Origin of the sequence: Aeribacillus sp. FSL K6-2833, assembly GCF_037965815.1 — a bacterium.
GTDB classification, from domain to species: domain Bacteria; phylum Bacillota; class Bacilli; order Bacillales; family Aeribacillaceae; genus Aeribacillus; species Aeribacillus composti.
Genome location: NZ_CP150189.1, coordinates 983925 through 1000987, shown reverse-complemented (window position 1 = coordinate 1000987; position 17063 = coordinate 983925). Strand labels below are relative to the sequence as shown.

Annotated in this window: 15 protein-coding genes and 3 pseudogenes; 4 read left to right on the top strand and 14 right to left on the bottom strand. The window is 37.9% G+C overall.

Features of this window, described 5'->3' with window-relative positions; genetic code table 11:
* Window positions 1–179: 179 nt before the first annotated feature.
* Window positions 180–1880 carry a septation ring formation regulator EzrA gene (ezrA, locus tag NSQ94_RS04980; RefSeq protein WP_311066389.1) on the bottom strand — a complete coding sequence of 567 codons (1701 nt, stop codon included), beginning with the start codon at window positions 1878–1880 and terminating at the stop codon, window positions 180–182.
* 184 nt (window positions 1881–2064) lie between these two features.
* On the opposite strand from ezrA, the gene hisJ reads away from it, so the two are divergent.
* Window positions 2065–2862, top strand: coding sequence for a histidinol-phosphatase HisJ (gene hisJ / locus NSQ94_RS04975; RefSeq protein ID WP_063387365.1), 798 nt, complete (start codon window positions 2065–2067; stop codon window positions 2860–2862).
* Here hisJ and refZ read toward each other — a convergent pair.
* A complete protein-coding gene (gene refZ, locus NSQ94_RS04970) occupies window positions 2859–3494 on the bottom strand; it encodes a forespore capture DNA-binding protein RefZ (protein WP_063387364.1) in 636 nt (211 codons plus the stop codon). The two genes, hisJ and refZ, sit on opposite strands and share 4 nt — an antisense overlap.
* 124 nt (window positions 3495–3618) lie before the next feature.
* Here refZ and NSQ94_RS04965 point away from each other — a divergent pair, with 124 nt between their 5' ends.
* Complete coding sequence (locus NSQ94_RS04965; RefSeq protein WP_066247848.1) at window positions 3619–4098, top strand: GAF domain-containing protein; 480 nt, start codon at window positions 3619–3621, stop codon at window positions 4096–4098.
* Between the two features lie 145 nt (window positions 4099–4243).
* On the opposite strand, the gene NSQ94_RS04960 is transcribed toward NSQ94_RS04965, so the two are convergent.
* Entirely contained in the window at window positions 4244–6049 is a 1806-nt protein-coding gene (locus tag NSQ94_RS04960; RefSeq protein WP_339230286.1) for a sensor domain-containing diguanylate cyclase, read from the bottom strand.
* A 385-nt stretch (window positions 6050–6434) separates the two neighbouring features.
* Between NSQ94_RS04960 and rpsD the strand changes: the two genes are divergently transcribed.
* Window positions 6435–7037: a 30S ribosomal protein S4 gene (gene rpsD / locus NSQ94_RS04955; protein ID WP_063387361.1), complete on the top strand. Its 603-nt coding sequence runs from the start codon at window positions 6435–6437 to the stop codon at window positions 7035–7037.
* Between the two features lie 1439 nt (window positions 7038–8476).
* On the opposite strand, the gene NSQ94_RS04950 is transcribed toward rpsD, so the two are convergent.
* The 6 genes from NSQ94_RS04950 to NSQ94_RS04925 form a co-directional block, all read right to left on the bottom strand.
* Window positions 8477–8800 (bottom strand): hypothetical protein, encoded by a 324-nt coding sequence (locus tag NSQ94_RS04950; RefSeq protein ID WP_133309111.1) that lies wholly within the window; start codon window positions 8798–8800, stop codon window positions 8477–8479.
* A gap of 89 nt (window positions 8801–8889) precedes the next feature.
* On the bottom strand, window positions 8890–9036 hold the full coding sequence (locus NSQ94_RS04945) for a hypothetical protein (protein WP_339230284.1): 147 nt from the start codon (window positions 9034–9036) through the stop codon (window positions 8890–8892).
* Between the two features lie 258 nt (window positions 9037–9294).
* The gene (locus NSQ94_RS04940) at window positions 9295–10095 is read right to left on the bottom strand and encodes an AAA family ATPase (RefSeq protein WP_063389145.1); all 801 of its coding nucleotides are present in this window, start codon (window positions 10093–10095) and stop codon (window positions 9295–9297) included.
* Window positions 10088–11338: an IS481 family transposase gene (locus tag NSQ94_RS04935; protein ID WP_311066471.1), complete on the bottom strand. Its 1251-nt coding sequence runs from the start codon at window positions 11336–11338 to the stop codon at window positions 10088–10090. Before NSQ94_RS04935 ends, NSQ94_RS04940 begins: the two co-directional genes overlap by 8 nt.
* Window positions 11339–11478: 140 nt before the next feature.
* Window positions 11479–12042 (bottom strand): DUF6431 domain-containing protein, encoded by a 564-nt coding sequence (locus NSQ94_RS04930; protein ID WP_063388963.1) that lies wholly within the window; start codon window positions 12040–12042, stop codon window positions 11479–11481.
* 218 nt (window positions 12043–12260) lie between these two features.
* A complete protein-coding gene (locus NSQ94_RS04925) occupies window positions 12261–12386 on the bottom strand; it encodes a hypothetical protein (protein ID WP_261308728.1) in 126 nt (41 codons plus the stop codon).
* Window positions 12387–13117: 731 nt separating this feature from the next.
* On the opposite strand from NSQ94_RS04925, the gene NSQ94_RS04920 reads away from it, so the two are divergent.
* Entirely contained in the window at window positions 13118–14947 is a 1830-nt protein-coding gene (locus NSQ94_RS04920) for an IS1182 family transposase (protein ID WP_339230281.1), read from the top strand.
* Between the two features lie 220 nt (window positions 14948–15167).
* Here NSQ94_RS04920 and NSQ94_RS04915 read toward each other — a convergent pair whose 3' ends face one another.
* The 5 genes and pseudogenes from NSQ94_RS04915 to NSQ94_RS04895 all read right to left on the bottom strand — a co-directional run.
* Entirely contained in the window at window positions 15168–15311 is a 144-nt protein-coding gene (locus NSQ94_RS04915; RefSeq protein ID WP_082829417.1) for a ribonuclease domain-containing protein, read from the bottom strand.
* A pseudogene (gene tnpA / locus NSQ94_RS04910) lies at window positions 15274–15594 on the bottom strand (IS200/IS605 family transposase); the annotation flags it as partial. The gene NSQ94_RS04915 and the pseudogene tnpA, both read right to left, overlap by 38 nt.
* Window positions 15595–16386, bottom strand: a complete 792-nt coding sequence (locus NSQ94_RS04905; RefSeq protein ID WP_130158291.1) for a hypothetical protein — start codon at window positions 16384–16386, stop codon at window positions 15595–15597.
* 4 nt (window positions 16387–16390) lie between these two features.
* Window positions 16391–16642, bottom strand: a pseudogene (locus NSQ94_RS04900) (hypothetical protein); the annotation flags it as partial.
* A gap of 93 nt (window positions 16643–16735) precedes the next feature.
* Window positions 16736–17006, bottom strand: a pseudogene (locus NSQ94_RS04895) (RHS repeat-associated core domain-containing protein); the annotation flags it as partial.
* Window positions 17007–17063: the final 57 nt, after the last annotated feature.

Here is a 17063-nt window from a genome sequence, read left to right as displayed (position 1 = left end):
GTTTCAATTTCTTATAGGTTTTCTCATGTTAAGTGAAAAAATATACTCTCCAAACCGACATTTCGCACAGCATTATTGCTTCAACTCCTCATAGTTAAATAAAAATGCTTACTGACTATAGTCCATATGGGAGCATGGGCAATAAAAATGCCCGTCTTTCAAACGAAGACAGGCATAAATCATAGATCTTTCAATTCATTTTCAACAAGCTTCTGTATTCTTTTCATCGCTTCCGAATCGATTTCCTCTATGGCAGCAGCCGCTTGCTCCAAAGATTTGCTGTATTCATAATTTCTGAACAACTGTTCAGCTTCTTTTAATTTTTTATCAAGGCCCGAATACGTGCTGCGGTATCGATTACCGTATTGTATTAATCTTTCGACTAAACAAACTTGGGCAATGATCTCATCTGTGTTTTCTTTTAATTGTTCGATGATGCTCACAGCATCGTTTAAATACGTTTGGACTCGATCCATATCGAGCGGAATTTCTTCAAGCGCATTGCTGACCTTTTCAAACGATTGCTGAGCAGTTTGTAATTGCTCCACGAAGCTTTCCGGAAGGCCGGGAATGTTGTTTTTTCGAATCGCCCGTTTAATCTCAGCCATCATTCGCTTTAGTTCTGCTAATTTGTCGCGCGCGTTTAATTCATCCTTTCTCAATGCCTGAAGCATCGAATGCCATTCGTTGTATTTTTCCTTTGCTTGATCAATTTGCTTATTAAAACTTTCCAGTTCCTCCTGTAAAACGGAATACGCAATATTGGAGTTCTCTATGCTTGCCAAAATATGCTTGTAATGATTTTTCAGTTGGTTCATCAGTTTATCCAACTCTTTTAGCTTGTCGACATCATCATTTGACAGCTGGTAGCTCTGCTGTACAAGACTGACTTGTTCTTTTAAATCATTTTTTTCCTCTAATAAAGATTGCAGCTTTTCCCCGGTTTTTTCCGCTTCTTGTCTTACATATTGGCTCGCATACACTTCCTTCTCAAGCATTTCGTAAGTGTTATCAATCGTTTCTTTTATGGAATCAAGACCCATTTTCACGTCTTCTGTCTCTGCTTCACTTAGCTTCTTTTTCAAGCCCTGCATTTTTTCCTCGATATGCGAAATTTCTTTTTCCACTTCCAAATGCTCAAGCTTGTAGCCATCCTCGAGCAGTTTTTTATACCCATCTTTCAATTCGGAAATCTCGTTCGGCACAATCATTTGACATTCAGTTAAAAGCTTTGGAATCTCCTCTACTTTTAATTGGAGTGCTTCAAGCTTCTGTTTTTGTTCATCCAAAATTTCCTTCGCTGTTACGTAATTTCCCGAGTTCATTTCCTCATCAAATTTTTCCATTGTATGTAACATTTCATACAACTCTTTTTCCAGCCGTTCATACGCAGTTCCAAATGTATGGCGATGGGAGAGCAGTGTTTTTTTCAACTCTTTTAGCTGTTGTTTGACTGCTTCACCTTCTGTCTTATTATTGCTTTCTGTTGCAACAAGATCGTTAATGTGCTGAACAATGCCGGCTATTTGTTCTTCTATTTCTTTTAAAACCGATTCAATATGTAATAAAACTTCTTTTGACTTTTTAAAGCGGTATTTTTCAGCATATTCCTCCGCTTCAAACAGAAGCTCTTCCACCTGCGGAAGCCTGCTAGTGACGATATCGTCCCAATCTTTTCGCCAGCGTTCAAACAATTCTTCTGTTTCTCCACTCATGATTAATTCTTTTACTTTGGACAGTTCATCTGTTATGGACTGATTCATAATGTCTATTTTCCAAGCTTCAAGACGGTCTACTTCTTTATAAATATTTTTTCGAAATCCATAACCGATTCCAAATAGAAGGAAAATCAATAAAATTAATACAATCACAACTTCCATTATGAGCCCCCTCGGTCCGTTTCACTTTCTTAAAGGGTATGTATATTTTAAACGACGTTGTCGAAAAAACTTTCAAAAGAAAATAATGTGTTCTCAATGTATTTATGATACCATGATAACGACATTTTTTGAGCAAAATTTTTAATTTTTTCACATAAATCTCGACAAACTTGAGGTGATTTCTATGAAAAAAGATGGACATGTTCACACCCCTTTTTGCCCCCACGGTACGGACGATTCATTTGAATTGTATATTGAAACTGCCATAAAAAAAGGATTTTCTGCTATAACCTTTACAGAACATGCTCCATTGCCGGAAGGGTTTGTTGATCCAACTCCCGATAAGGACAGCGCAATGCCCTTCAGTGATATCGACCGCTACTTGTCTATTTTGCTAGACTTAAAAAAACAATATAAACGCGATATCGATATTCATATCGGTTTAGAAGTAGACTATATTAACGGTTTTGAAAGAGAAACAGCGCAATTTTTGGACAAATACGGTCCTTTTCTTGATGACAGCATTTTGTCCGTACATTTTTTAAAATTAAATGGACAATATTATTGTGTAGATTTTGATGAACATACGTTTCAAAAAATGGCGGAGCTGTCAGGTGGCATCAATCATTTATACGAATTATATTATGCGACAGTATTAAAAGGGGTTGTTTCAGATCTTGGAAAGTATAAGCCGAAGCGGCTTGGACATATTACGCTAATACACAAATTTCAAAAGCTTTTCCAAGCCACATTTGATGAAAAGCCTTATATTGAACAGATTTTTGCTGAAATGAACAAAAGGGGGATGGAACTGGACGTCAACACTTCCGGTTTACGAAAAGCCTTTTGCGGAGAAATTTACCCGCCAGAGGATATTATACAAGCGGCCAAAAAACAAAGCATCCCTCTCGTTTATGGTTCTGATGCCCATAGCGCGAAGGATGTAGGCAGCGATTTTTCACTTTTTGAAAAAATGGTTTAGTCATTTGATTGTTTTTCGTTTTTCTGAAAAAGTATTTGTTCCAGCCATGAAACCAGCTGTTTACTATATTGCTTGACAAAATATTCTTCGTACGGATTAATATGTAAAACTTCATACATGTATTGAGGCTGTAAAAACGGCATATTTATTAAGCTTTTGAATTGTACTAAAAAATGGGGAATGTCTACTTGTTTAAATTGGTTCGCTCGCATCCCTCGTTCAAGCAGGTTAAGCAAATAATATTTTTCTTTCGCTAAATAAGTCATCATCACCTGGCGAATGAGAGTCGAATCAAGCGTTACTTCTCGGTGGACAAAACGGGCAAGCCGGCGGTTTTCATATTGATAGCGGAGAAGTTCTTCAACGATTGCCATAAGAGAGAGTTTTGGAGATTCTGTACATTTTTGATAGCATTGATCGATTACGTCTAAATAACCTTCATAAAACTTGGACACTAAATGTTCCAATAATCCGTTTTTTCCTTTAAAATAGTAAGAAATATGGGCGATATTTGCATTGGCCCGTTTGGCAATTTCCCTAACCGATGTTCCGGTGTAACCTTTTGTATTAAAAAGGAAAATTGCTGCATCAACGATATTTTCTTTCGTAACAGTGTTCGTTTTCGTTTGCAAGTGGATCACTCCTTTTGTTGATGGCTGTTAGAAGTTTTCTACCCGCAACGATATTTTCCTGCTATAATTTCTCGACAAAGTTCGTACTTACTTGTCATTTTGAAAAAGAAAGTGAGGAATTTCCATGTTTGTCGTCGAAAGCTATAATGGAACAAAAGAAGAAAATTATGAGCTTGTGTTAAAACAGCTTACAGCATTGATTGAAGGGGAAAAAAATGTCATAGCGAATTTAGCTAATGCATCCGCCTTGTTGAATCAATTTTTGTCAGAAATCAATTGGGTTGGTTTTTATGTAAAAGACGGAGATGAGCTTGTTCTCGGACCTTTTCAGGGGCTGCCGGCATGCGTTCGAATTCCTATTGGCAAAGGTGTATGCGGAACAGCTGCTTTCGAAAAAAGAACGGTGAGAGTGGCTGATGTAAATGAGTTCCCTGGACACATCGCCTGCGACGCGCGATCACAATCGGAAATCGTTGTCCCGCTTATTAAGAACGATGAGGTAATCGGTGTGTTAGATATTGACAGCCCGATTAAAAACCGATTTGATGAAATAGACCAAAGATATTTAGAAAAATTCACGAATATTCTTACAGAATACCTTTAATAGCCTTGTTTTTCAAACGCCGGAAGTCGTGAACAGGTGGAAATGAGCATTCAACTTTTGAACCCTTTCAAATGATATAAAAAAGGGTCCCTAGTTACGATCTGTCAAACGATTTTAACAAATCAGAGCAATACCTAGGAACCCTTTATGCTCTTTCTTGGTCTAAAACCGATACTTGATTTTTTCCATTGCGCTTTGCCTGATACAAGGCATCATCTGCTCTTTTAAAAAGAAGGGCAGGCGAATCATTTTTATGGGCTGCATCCCAACAGGAAACACCGCATGAAACTGTTACAGGCGGTTTCGTTGATTTCCGCACAGCTGAAACAATTCTGTTTGCCACTTCACATCCGATTTTTAAACCCACTTTAGGAAGATAAATGGCCAGCTCTTCTCCGCCCCATCTAGCTCCTACATCTTCCTCCCGTATGTTGTTCCTTATAGTTTTAGCAATTTGAATAAGCACTTTATCGCCTACTTGGTGGCCATACGTATCATTGATTTGTTTAAAATTGTCTACGTCTATTAAAATTAATGTGCCTCTTTGGTCTTCTTTAAACGATTGATGAACAACCTCGTCAAAATATTTTCTATTAAAAAGATTTGTAAGCGGATCTGTGATCACGAGCAATTCCAGCTTTTCCCGAAGCATGGAGTTCGTAAAGGCGAGTGTAGAATGAGACACAAGCGATTCCATTAATTTGTACATATCAAACGTGAAGGAATACGGTTCTTTACGCAGCACAACAGCAAATCCGATGATTTTTTCACTGTCGATCATCGGAACAGCCATTATTGATTTATAAACGGCTTCCCCGAGAATGGAATTGGAAATATCGCCAGTGAATACACTATTTTGCTCCAATATATTTTGTGCAACCCAATCAACGTAAGCCTTCGATTCATCTAAATGGAAAAACGATGTACTTTCTGAAAGCATGTTCCATTTTTTATTTTCATCAAAAATAAAAAAAGCGGCCTCATCTGCAGAAAATGAACGAAGCATTCTTTTAACCATGTATTTCATCGTATCTGAAATCCGCAAGTTTTTATTAATTTTTCGAGCCGTATCATTAATGAGCTGCAAATCGTTTACATGCTGCTTCGACTGTTCATACAGCTTGGCATTTTCCAGCGCTTTGCCGCCGGCCTTTGCCACTTTTTCGATCATATCGATTACGTCATCGATTTGTTCAATATGAAGTGGGATATGTACATCAATTAATCCATAAACACCCTGTCTTCCTGCAATCGGGACATAAATATAGAGCCCGTTTGACGAGCTTCTTACGACCATATCGCCTTTCAAAAAGGCTGTCATAGCTTCCTCATACTGATCTATTTCCTGCTCCAAATTTTTCACAGGAATTTCATGTCCTAATGAATAATCCATTGGCAAAATGAAATGGCATAATAGGTCGGGATACATTTGCCTCAAAGTGTTATAAAGCTTGTTTAACACTTCTTCTTCTTTCATAATGGAATAAAGTTCATCAGTTAATAAAAACAATTGATAATATTTTTCTTTAAGCGTTTTTTGCAAATATAATTTTTTTCCGTGAAAAAACATGGCAAAACATATTTTAGAAATTTTTTCTAGTTGTTGATTAGAAAGTTTGTGAAGTACACGGCCTCCTCTGAATTCCAACAGCATTTTTGGAGAGGATTCTGCCGAATACTGCAAAAACAATCGTCCTTTTTCTTTGTAAACTACAAATTGTTCATCGTCTTTGAAGCTAAATGATTTCGAAGCACCTTTTACATCGTCATTGCTCGAGTATTGGCATAAAAAAAGATTCGAACCGATCTCTTTCCAAATCGACACATTTTGAAGATTAAATGCTTTGATTAAAATTGCAAACATTTCATTAATAAATTCATCGAAATGCTGTCTGTCCGAATCATTCATAAGTAATCGGAAAAATAAGTTTTCAAAATGATCCCAATCCATACTCCACCACCTATAACCGGGAAAATAGACCTTATTACTTTAATAGTATTATAACATGAAGCACAATTTTTTTTGTGAAATAATTGGTATTTTTTTCACAAAAAATAGAAATGAATGTGTGAAGTTCGTCGGATTAAATATTCCTTTTCGCTGACAGCAAAGGAAATAATCTTGACACCGCTCATTTAAAATCATATAATGATCGTTGTGTAAAATATAGCAGCCTAAGGATTCGACAATTATGATGTCATTTTGTTCCTCAAATCTGAGGTGTACCGTGTAACTCTCTGCTGCTGGAGCGAAGGTACATGAAAACAAAATGTGCATAATTGAGAGAATCAGTCTGTTTGTATTTTACAATCGAAAATACAAAAGGAGGAGCAATATGTCTCGTTATACAGGTCCTACATGGAAAATTTCCCGCCGTTTAGGCATTTCTTTGAGCGGCACAGGCAAAGAGCTTGAAAAACGCCCGTATGCACCTGGTCAGCATGGTCCAGGCCAACGGAAAAAACTTTCTGAATACGGCTTACAATTGCAAGAAAAACAAAAGCTTCGCCATATGTACGGAGTTAACGAACGTCAATTCCGCAATACTTTCGTAAAGGCGGGCAAAATGCCGGGTATTCACGGTGAAAACTTCATGATCCTTTTAGAGTCTCGTTTAGATAACATTGTTTATCGTCTTGGCTTGGCTCGCACTCGCCGTCAAGCACGCCAATTGGTTAACCACGGCCATATTTTAGTGGATGGAAGCCGCGTGGACATTCCGTCTTACCAAGTAAAACCAGGCCAAACGATTTCTGTCCGTGAAAAATCCCGCAACCTTCAAATCATTAAAGAAGCGGTTGAATTAAACAACTTTGTTCCTGAATATTTAACATTTGATCCGGAAAAGCTTGAAGGAACATACACTCGTCTGCCTGAACGCTCTGAATTGCCTGCGGAAATCAACGAATCGCTCATCGTTGAGTTCTACTCTCGTTAATAAAATTAGATTGTATAATTCAGTATTTAAAAACCCTGAAACCCTTGAGAAGAAAGGATTTCAGGGTTTTTTTGTTTCAATTTAGGTTTGATCACAATTTGATCATAATGTATTATTTTGGGGCAAGTGGGGCAGCTTTTGGAGCTACTTTTTATAAAAATGCGGACAGATGCTGAATTATTTTTATATACATGAAAGTACCAAAATGAGATTTAGAGCCTGTGGAAATCCTTGAAATCGTATCAGTAAATTCAGATCTATCACGATTCATAAAATGTATGTGCATAGTAAAACGTTTTTATAACTTAAAATTTTCCCTATTTTTAACTAATTCTTTTTACTCACATAAAATACACGGGACATTTGCTCTATTGAATTTAAATTGTTTAGTTTTGTGCCTGCATGCCATATCGTTGCAGAAAAAAGCTTGAAGACTCACTTCTTAAAACAAAAAAAGGAATTGAGTGCATAATGAAGAATATTTATATACGGCAATATTCTATTAGATTTATTTGTAAAATCCCACTAACGAATGCTTTCACAGCTGGTGAAATAATATCGATTAATGATCTTCTAATGAAATAGATGCTGATACATCGGATGACGAAGCAAAATTTGAGGTAGGAATTTAGTTCTTTACTCAAATTTAAAATTAAAAGTTGATGATGAGTAAGAAATCAATTTTTTAAAGGGGCTGCCTGATGAGTTCCTAAAATGAAAGAGTTTGGAGAAATACTACAGTGAAGGACAAAAATAATTGAATAAACTTTGTAAATGTCCTTCATAAGAGGCAATGAACCCAACAAGAAGCAATTATATGTGCTGAATGTCCGTCAGAAAACTTTTGAAGAACCAATTCAGAAAGAGGGAGCATAAGAAAAGTCCTTCATAAGACTTCTGAAGGATATAAAAAGATAGAAAAAATGGTCTGCCCGATAAGTCCCTAAAATGAAAGGGCTCGAAAAAGTCAGTTAACCCTGACCTTTTGGACAGCTCCTAGTTTCTTTAAATATTACAGTATTTCACGCAGGGGGGGGACGATATATTGGATGATTTTAATTTGATTATATTCTTATGGAGAACTTCATTTGTTATTTCAATAATTACATTTATAATTGGTTTACTCCATCGTTCTTGGCTGTTTATGCTTATTAGTACTGTAACATTTTTACCAGTTGCATATTATTTTCTCGGTGCGTTAAACGCATGGCGGTTAGTTGGATATATACCAATTTTATTATTTTCACTTACAGTCCTGCTCTGGTTTCTTAAAAAAAGAAATAAGAGCGGAGAGAAAATAAAACGATAAGATCTTCCTCTTCAACAAAAGTATTTGAATAGACAAATGAAAAGATTGACCATAAAATTTGGCCAATCTTTTTTGCATAACCGTGTTATGAAAAAACAAGTGGAATATTGAAAAATCCAAGATTTAACATTCAATTGTCTTTCCTTTTCCCAAACCCTACCGCAAGTCCTAGAAAAATGTACGCATAGGACAGGATGATTAATTCCAAAAAGCCAAATTTATGAAAAATAAGTGAATCCGGAGCTTTTTCATCGATATAATCCCCCTTGCCAACCATATAAACTCCTACCAAGAGATAGATCACAATGGATATTGCCAAAAATAATTTACCGAATATAGTAAAACGAAATCTAGAAACAACTAACGCAATTATCACCCAATATCCTAATCCAAGTAAGACTAAAAAAATTGAAATATAATATGGCTCGTAAACAGCCAATTCACTAATTTTCATTGTTATCGTTCTCCTTGATCCCTTTTTATTATGGATTACATCCTTATATCCCGTCTCCACGGCTCCAAATTCCTTGGGGATTTCCAATTTCAATTCTCTTTCCTTTTCCCAAACCCTACTGCAAGTCCTAAAAAAATGTACGCATAGGACAGGATGATTAATTCCAAAAAGCCAAATTTATGAAAAACAAGCGCATCAGGTGCCTCCTCATCGATATAATATCCTGTTTCTACCATATAAGCTCCGACCAATAAATAAATTACAATGGATATTACCAAAAAAATTTTACCGGAAATCTTAAATTGATATTTGGAAATAGTGTAAATTAGCACACTATTTTAGAACCACTTTTTTCAAATTATTTTGGACTAAAATCGGAAATACCTCTAAAAATGTTTGCGAATTCTCTCCGATTTTGCACGCTTTTTCCGATTGTTTGCGCACTATTTCAGACGAGAATCGTAAAACCAAAAGGAGCCGTTCGGCCCCTTTCATTATGCCCCTGTTTCCTCCACCGCCATTCGAACAATTTCTTCGTCAATCACGTCTTTTTTTAGCTGGTAGCCGTATAAAAGGCAGGTAGTCGTTAACGTATTGATGACTCGTGGCCATCCTTGCGACTGTAGGGCAATTGCCTCTAGAGCCGCAGGGGTAAAAATCGAGTGTTTTACCCCTGCTTGCTTCATTCGCTGCTCAATGTACGCTGCCACTTCTTCTTTGGAGAGTGTCCCCATCCGATATCGCATGATGATTCGTTGCTGAAGCGGACGATGGTGATTCAAGCGCAGTCGTATCTGTAAGTGCGGCAGCCCTGCCAAAATCAACACGAACGGATTCGTTGAATCCATGTGAAAATTAAACAGAATGGCGATATCCTGCAAAAACGCATCTTTCGCTAGATGCATTTCATCAAGCAGAATCACAGGGGTGATTCGACGTTCATGATACATTCGTTCGATTCCTTGTTGAATTTGGTAAAACAAGTCCACCTTGCGGTATTTCGGCTCCTCGCCTAACCCTAAGGCTAGTCCTCGATAAAAATCCATCACACCACCCGTTGATAACGGGAAATACACCACGTGATACAACGAAGGATGTAACGATTCTTTGAACGTCCGAAGGGCGAACGTTTTCCCCACCCCCGGCTCTCCTGTCAGTAGACCGATTCCTTTCGTTCGTTTCACGTAATCCAATGCATGTAATGCCTCTTCGTAAGAAGACCCTCGATATGCTTCAGACGGACTTGTGTCTTTCGAAAACGGCTCTCGAGAAAGGGAGTAGAACGTTTTATACATCCGTTCCTTCCTCCTTTCCTAGTCCCGTAAATGGCGATCGATGGCGTTTCACGTGGGCATTATCGTGCAGACGCACCAGCGTCGCTTTCGCTGCTTCTTTGCCGTCTTCGTATACATACACCCCTTGCTCATCATACCGAATTTCCACTGATTGTCCGATAAACCGAGGTGGAACCTCATACAGCTGTTTGTTTAACGTAATCGTCCCATCGGCTTTCACTTTGCGAAACTCTCGCTTCAAAAAGACCGTATCCAGCCAAGTCGCATCCTCCACGAATGATACTACTTGCACTTGCGATTGAAACACTTCATGCGGCGTTTTTCCGTCTAACGACGCATGGGGCTTCCGGTGGTAGTCTTTTTCGAGCCACTTCCAGAAGCGTTCGTTCAGCTCTTGAAGCGACGTAGCCGGTTTCATCTCCAACAACGGGGAAAACCTAGTTTGCACCGTCTTAAAAAATCGCTCGATTTTCCCTTTGCTCTGTGGATCATATGGCTGCGTATGAATGAGCGTGATCCCTAATTCTGCGCAAGCATATTGTAGTGTCTCCGATCGATAAATTTTGCCGTTGTCCGAATAAATTCGTTTCGGCTTCCCGTACCGAAGCAGCGCTTCTTTGGTCACGATCCGCAACCCGTCAAATTTCTCGGAAGAGAAAAACTGAGCGTACGGTACGACCCGCGAACAGTCATCGATGTAGGCAATCAAAAATGTTTTTTGCGCTTTTCCATTCTCTCGTATCATTGGACCATGGGACAAATCCCCTTGCCATAACTCATTGACTCGATCGTACGCAAACCGTTTTCGTTCAGGAATCGGTAAAATTTCTTTCCCCACGAGGTTGTATTTTTTGCACAATCGATATATAGTAAAGTAAGATACAAGTTGTTTTTCGATTTCCCCCTGCTCAATAAGGTGTTGGTAAAACACCGTCACGGGCATGTGGGGAAGTTTTTTTCTTAGGGTTAAAATATGATCTTCGTCTTCAGGTGACAGCCTTCGGGAATGACCACGGTCTGACCGTCGTTTTGGCTTCAGCGCCTCAAAGCCCCCTTTTTTGTACTGCGTGCACCAATCTAGAATCGTCTTCGCTGCGATCCGTTTCTCTCCATAGTGCGGAACCCAATGCATGCGCGTTGACACCTCCTTCAGGTACGATGTCCGATCCACCTGCCCATTGACTAACGGTGCGATCAATCCATACCGAAATAGGGCGATTTCTTGTCTCACCGATTCGTCCATCAGGGTTTCCTCCTTCTTCGATTTTGCGGAAGAACCAACAGGTTCGTCCTGCCTTCATCATAACCCATCACTTTCCACTCGTCGACGCAAAAGGTTTGTGGAATCGATTGCTTTTGGAAATAGATCCAAAAAGAAACAAATTAGGCACCGAATCTATTCGCTAAAAAATGGGTAGATTGTTCATTCCACATCGCTTGGATGAGTTTTTCCAAACAGACCTCCTCCATTTTTTGAATCCACTCCTGTGCTTGAACGAGTGGTTCATCGGACAACCCAAGAATTCGCTTCCCTTTGGTTTGAAAAAACCAACGAAGCCACGGTAAGTTGGAGAGTAGTCGACGCATATAAAAATAGACTCCTTGTCGGGTAGGAAAGAACCTTGACGAACGTGTCCCCTTGTCTAAGAGAAACGAGAGGCGCTCGTTGATGCATGGGAGGATCGTCCAAATCGTGTATTGGAAATAAGGGAAGAGAAACGTGGGAAGCACCGTAACCGTCTTTTGGCATATCGTGCATCGATAACGAGCAATCCAAATCCGATAGGCTTCTTGTCCCATTAATGCATTTCGTTCATAATAGCCGTGACGGTAAAGGGTTCGCTTGACTTGGCAATGTGGACAACGATGGATCGACGGAAAAGCATTCTGTTTTCCTAAGTCCGCATAGGTTTGCACATCGATTCCAAAGTCGTACAATCGAATCACGGTCTCGTTCTCCCCCTCCGAAACAATTTACTAAAAATTTAGCACACTCTTTCAGAAAAGGGGAGAAGAACATCCCGAAGGAATTTGCAAAAAAGAAGGCTTTTTATGCGGAGATAAAATGATAATTTACAGAAATAGCTAATCCTATTAAAAATAAATAACCTAAACCGAGTAAGATTAACAAGATGGATATATATGTAGGTTCATAAACACTTGGCTCAATATTCATAATCATCTACACTCCTTCTTACAAACAAAAGTGCTCCATCATCCTCTAAGTTTTGGGAATCGACAGAAACCGATAGCTCCGAGCCCGCTTCTTGATCGTCTATGTCAATTTTCACTTAAAATCCATCTTGCCGAGAGATCACCTCTTCCCCCTTCTCCGCAGTCGGAACTGTTTCTAAATCTTCAATTAAATCACAGGGCAATTCGTCATATAATCAGGCGATGATAATTGTCTGAAGATTACTTTGTGCATTTACTGGAAAACTCGTATAAAAATAAGGACAAAAAAGTGCAATGAAACCAAACAAATATTTTTAATTTTCATATAATTACCTATATAACTAGTATTTTACAATTAAAATAAAATTTGACAAGCTTTTCTTTATTAAAAAACCCACTCCCAAAGAGGGTGGGATGCTATGGATGAAGGTTTTGTACTTATAAAAAAAAACTCTTTTCATCAAAGAGGGTTCGAGTTCTTTAAATTTCAACAATCCTGAAACTAGTTACTTTTTTTAACTTTAATAAAAATTTTTCTTCCGATTCTCTTGTAACGAACACAATATTAAAATGGGTTGGCAATGTGGGAAAATCATCAAAATTTCTACCATTTTCCCATTCCAATTTTGCATTCTCTAATAGCTCAATAAATGATGAAAACAGTTGCTCTTTCAAAATAACAAAGGGACTATTAAGAATATAGTGTGCATGGGGCTGTCCAAAAAGTCAGGGTAACTGACTTTTTGGAGCCCCTCATTTTTTCACTTTTTAAAAAAAATGCACAAAAAAATCGTCCTTTCTAGTAAAATGAAGTTACCACACAACATTACAGAAAGGACGATTTTTTATGAGCAATCAAATGATTACTCGTGAAAATTATAACACACAAATGACACTTCCTCTAGATGGAAAAGAAGAAAAAACTCCTGCCAAAAGAAATTTAGCCCCTACTTTCAAACCATATGACAACCGTCAAGTTCAAATGATTTATGATATTGAATCTCTTATACCCGAACATCACGTGGCACGTGTCGTGGACGAAATGGTGGAGGCGATACCAGATAAACAATTGTTTTCTCATTATAAAGGCGGCGGCAGAAGTTCCTATCATCCCAAAATGATGCTGAAAATCATTCTGTATGCTTATTCTCAAAAGGTTTATTCCTGCCGAGGAATCGAAAAACTCGTTAAAGAAAATATTCCTGCCATGTGGCTTTCAGCGATGCAACAACCAGATTTTCGCACCATTAATGAGTTCCGAGGGGAACGGATGAAAGCTTTAATGGATGAGCTCTTTGAAGTCATGATTCTCAAATTGATAAAAGAACATTACATCACGATGGAAAACTACTTTTTGGATGGCACTAAGATCGAAGCCGATGCCAATAAGTATTCTTTTGTGTGGAAAAAATCCACTTTGAAATTCGAAGAGAAATTAAAAGAAAAAATCCAAGAAACACTAAAGCACATTCATGAATTAACCCAATTAGAAGCCGGAACAGGGCAAAAGGAAAGCGATCAACATACAGAGATCACCGAACAAAACCTGGAGGAAATCGCAAAAGAAATAGAAGAAAAAGTTGAAACGCTAACGGAAGAAATCGAAAAGGAGACCGATACATCCATTCGGAAAGAGAAGCGAAAAAAACGCAGTCAATTAAAGAAATCGGTGAAACAAATTCGTGAAGATTTCCTGCCCCGAATGGCAAGATACAAGGAACAAAAGGAAATGTTCGGTGACCGTAACAGCTACTCGAAAACAGACAAAGACGCAACCTTCATGCGCATGAAAGAAGACCATATGAAAAACGGTCAGCTCAAGCCCGGATACAACGTGCAAATGGGGACAGAGAATCAGTTTATCTTGTTTTATACCATTCATCAACGACCGACCGATACACGTTGCTTTATCCCACATATGGAGAAGCTAGCCTCCAGTTCATTACCGATGCCCAAAACGGTCATTGCGGATGCAGGCTATGGTAGTGAAGAAAACTATGTATATGCAGTTGGTGATGAGAAAGAGCCCCGTTTTGAGTTTCTAATTCCTTATGGGAGCTATGTAAAAGAACAAACACGTACATACAAAAAAGACATTAAAAATGCCAAAAACTGGACCTATTGTGAAGAGGAGGATTGTTTTATTTGCCCGAATGGAAGGAGAGTAACGTTTAAAAAATACCAAAACAAAAAGAATCCATCTGGCTATGAACAAAGCTTCAAAATATACGAATGTGAAGATTGTACCGATTGCCCATTGAAAGCGAAATGCACAAAAGCGAAGGGAAATCGTCAAGTTCACTGGAATCCCATCTTCGAAGAAATGAAAGCAAAGGCCAAAACAGCCCTTGAATGTGAAGAGAAAGCCGCAATCTACGCTCGACGCAAAGTCGAGGCAGAAAGTGTGTTCGGTCACATCAAGGGCAATCGGTCGTTCCGCAGATTTTCTTTGCGGGGCCTCGACAAGGTACATGTTGAGTTTGGGATTGTGGCATTAGCCCACAACATACTGAAAGTAGCCGGCATCCGCCAGCTACTTTCAGATAAAAATCGAAAAAATATAAAAGCAAGTGGAGAGAAACGAATTGTTTTTCTCCACTTGCTTCATTTTAGGGACTTATCGGACAGCCCCTTCATTTTCCTTAATCCAATCCAAATCATTAATACATTCATCTAAAGGCTGCCAATTACAACCAAAATAATCTGGAAAACTCATTTTTCGTGCGAATTCCTTCAAAAGCTTTGTTTAAGTTGTGCATTCTTTTCCTGCTAAATAAAAAATCTTTACATTAGGATTTGCAGTATTTTGAATCATGCGAATTCTCTCCATAGAATATGCCAAAAAAAATGTTCTTTTACTGTTTTCCAATAAATTCTGATAACTTATCATTTTCATTCTATCTTATCCTTCTGAACGTTTTGTAATGATTTTTTGTGTAATAAACCCTGCCATTAGGCTGATTTATAACTACTCTTTCTGCACCTCTATTCTTTCCTTTTACATTATGAAAGGTTCGCCAACTGCACTTCTCTTCCGGCAACCCTCAAATGGTTACTTTTTATCTCTTTCCCCGTGAACGGATCTATCTTATTTGATCTGTAACTATATCATCCTGTATTTGATTCCGTATATATTCTTCAATTTACTTTTTTATTTCTTCCTACCGTATCCACATAAAAACCTCTGCACCAAAATTTTCTGTTGCCATACCGATATTTTAAATGTACATTTCTATCAAATATCATTAAACTGCTTTTCTCTTTTAAATATCCCACAAACGAGGAAACACTCATTTTTGGCGGGATATTTACTAACATATGAATTTATGAAGAAAGATACGAAACTTTATTTACTTTCCATATAAGCTGCGTTTCTTTTTCTAAAAAAGTTACAACCCACCCAAAATGATGTAAATGATCGGTAAATGTTACCTTATGATTTAGTGTCCATGTTAAATCCCCTAAATATCTCCAATAAAAAGATTCGTGTGGTCTGTCTACTCTTACCAATCTTTCTTTTTTTAAAACCTTATTTCCTTTTTGACGTTTTATTTCTAAATATATATCTACATAAGAGACTTCGTGTTCACATATAATGCTACATATATATCTACGATTAGGACTGCTCTTTTTCTTATAGATAAATGTATTTTTGTAATTTAATTCTTTTATCTTGTTGTATATTTCACGAAAAATTTGCTTATCCCATCCTCGCTCATCAGCAAGTTTTTCCATACCCTCTTGTAACACTTCTAATACCATTTTCTTTTTTTCCAAGTCATCCGTAAGAGAGAAGTATTGATTATAATCCATTTCAACATAAACAGTAATAAAATCGGGTACCATTTCCATTTCAATTTCTTTCTCGCTTAATTTAGATAGATCCGGTACGCATTGAATGATAACCCCCTTTTCCCCATCTGTATGAATTTCGGGCAAAAGACGAGTATAAAGTGATGTAATACATCTTGTTTCATAATGAAAGATGGCGGACTTGCTTTGCCTATAATCGGTAAAGGGGCTTGTCTCACCAGTATCATAGTCAACTATTACAGTATGATCAAAATAGTTTATATCACTTGGAATAGAAAGTTGAATATCCCTTATAACAGTCATTTTTTCACTTCCTTTTATTAAATTTATGGACGATAGTGAAATGGAGGTGATAATTTGTTGTTAGGCTGGATTCTATTAATGTATTCCTTATGTCTTTTTTCCATCTCAGTGCATTATACCTACCACGTATGTTAGTTTTTACTATTCGTGAAGCATACCGATCTGTCCTGTATTGCCTATTCCACTTTCTAACTTGTCTTTCAGCGCGATATGATTTTCCCTTTTTAGAAATCCTTCCACTACTAATACCAACTTTAACTACTTTATTAGTTTTTTTATCATAAATTTCATATCCATGATGTATCGCAGAATTTCTTTTACGATTCGAATGATATTTTTTTGAAATTTTTTTATACTTCTTGTAGACCTTATAAATCTTATAAGCTCTATAAGCCCCCATTCCGGCTATAATAACAATATGAGCATAATGCCCATCCGGATCGACCAGCATCACCGGGTTGTTGTTTGCATACGTATAGCCGTTCTGCGTCAAGATATCGTCCGAATCTCCTGGATCAAGGTCCATGGATAAGAACACGCCATGAGTTGGATGATAGTATCGGGCGATCAGGTAGTATAGACCCGTTTCTTGGTCATATTTGGTATCCCGCATAGCGGTAGGGTTTTTTCTTCTGTTTCCCGAATTCTGAGATGGTTTCCCCAAACCTCGTAATTGA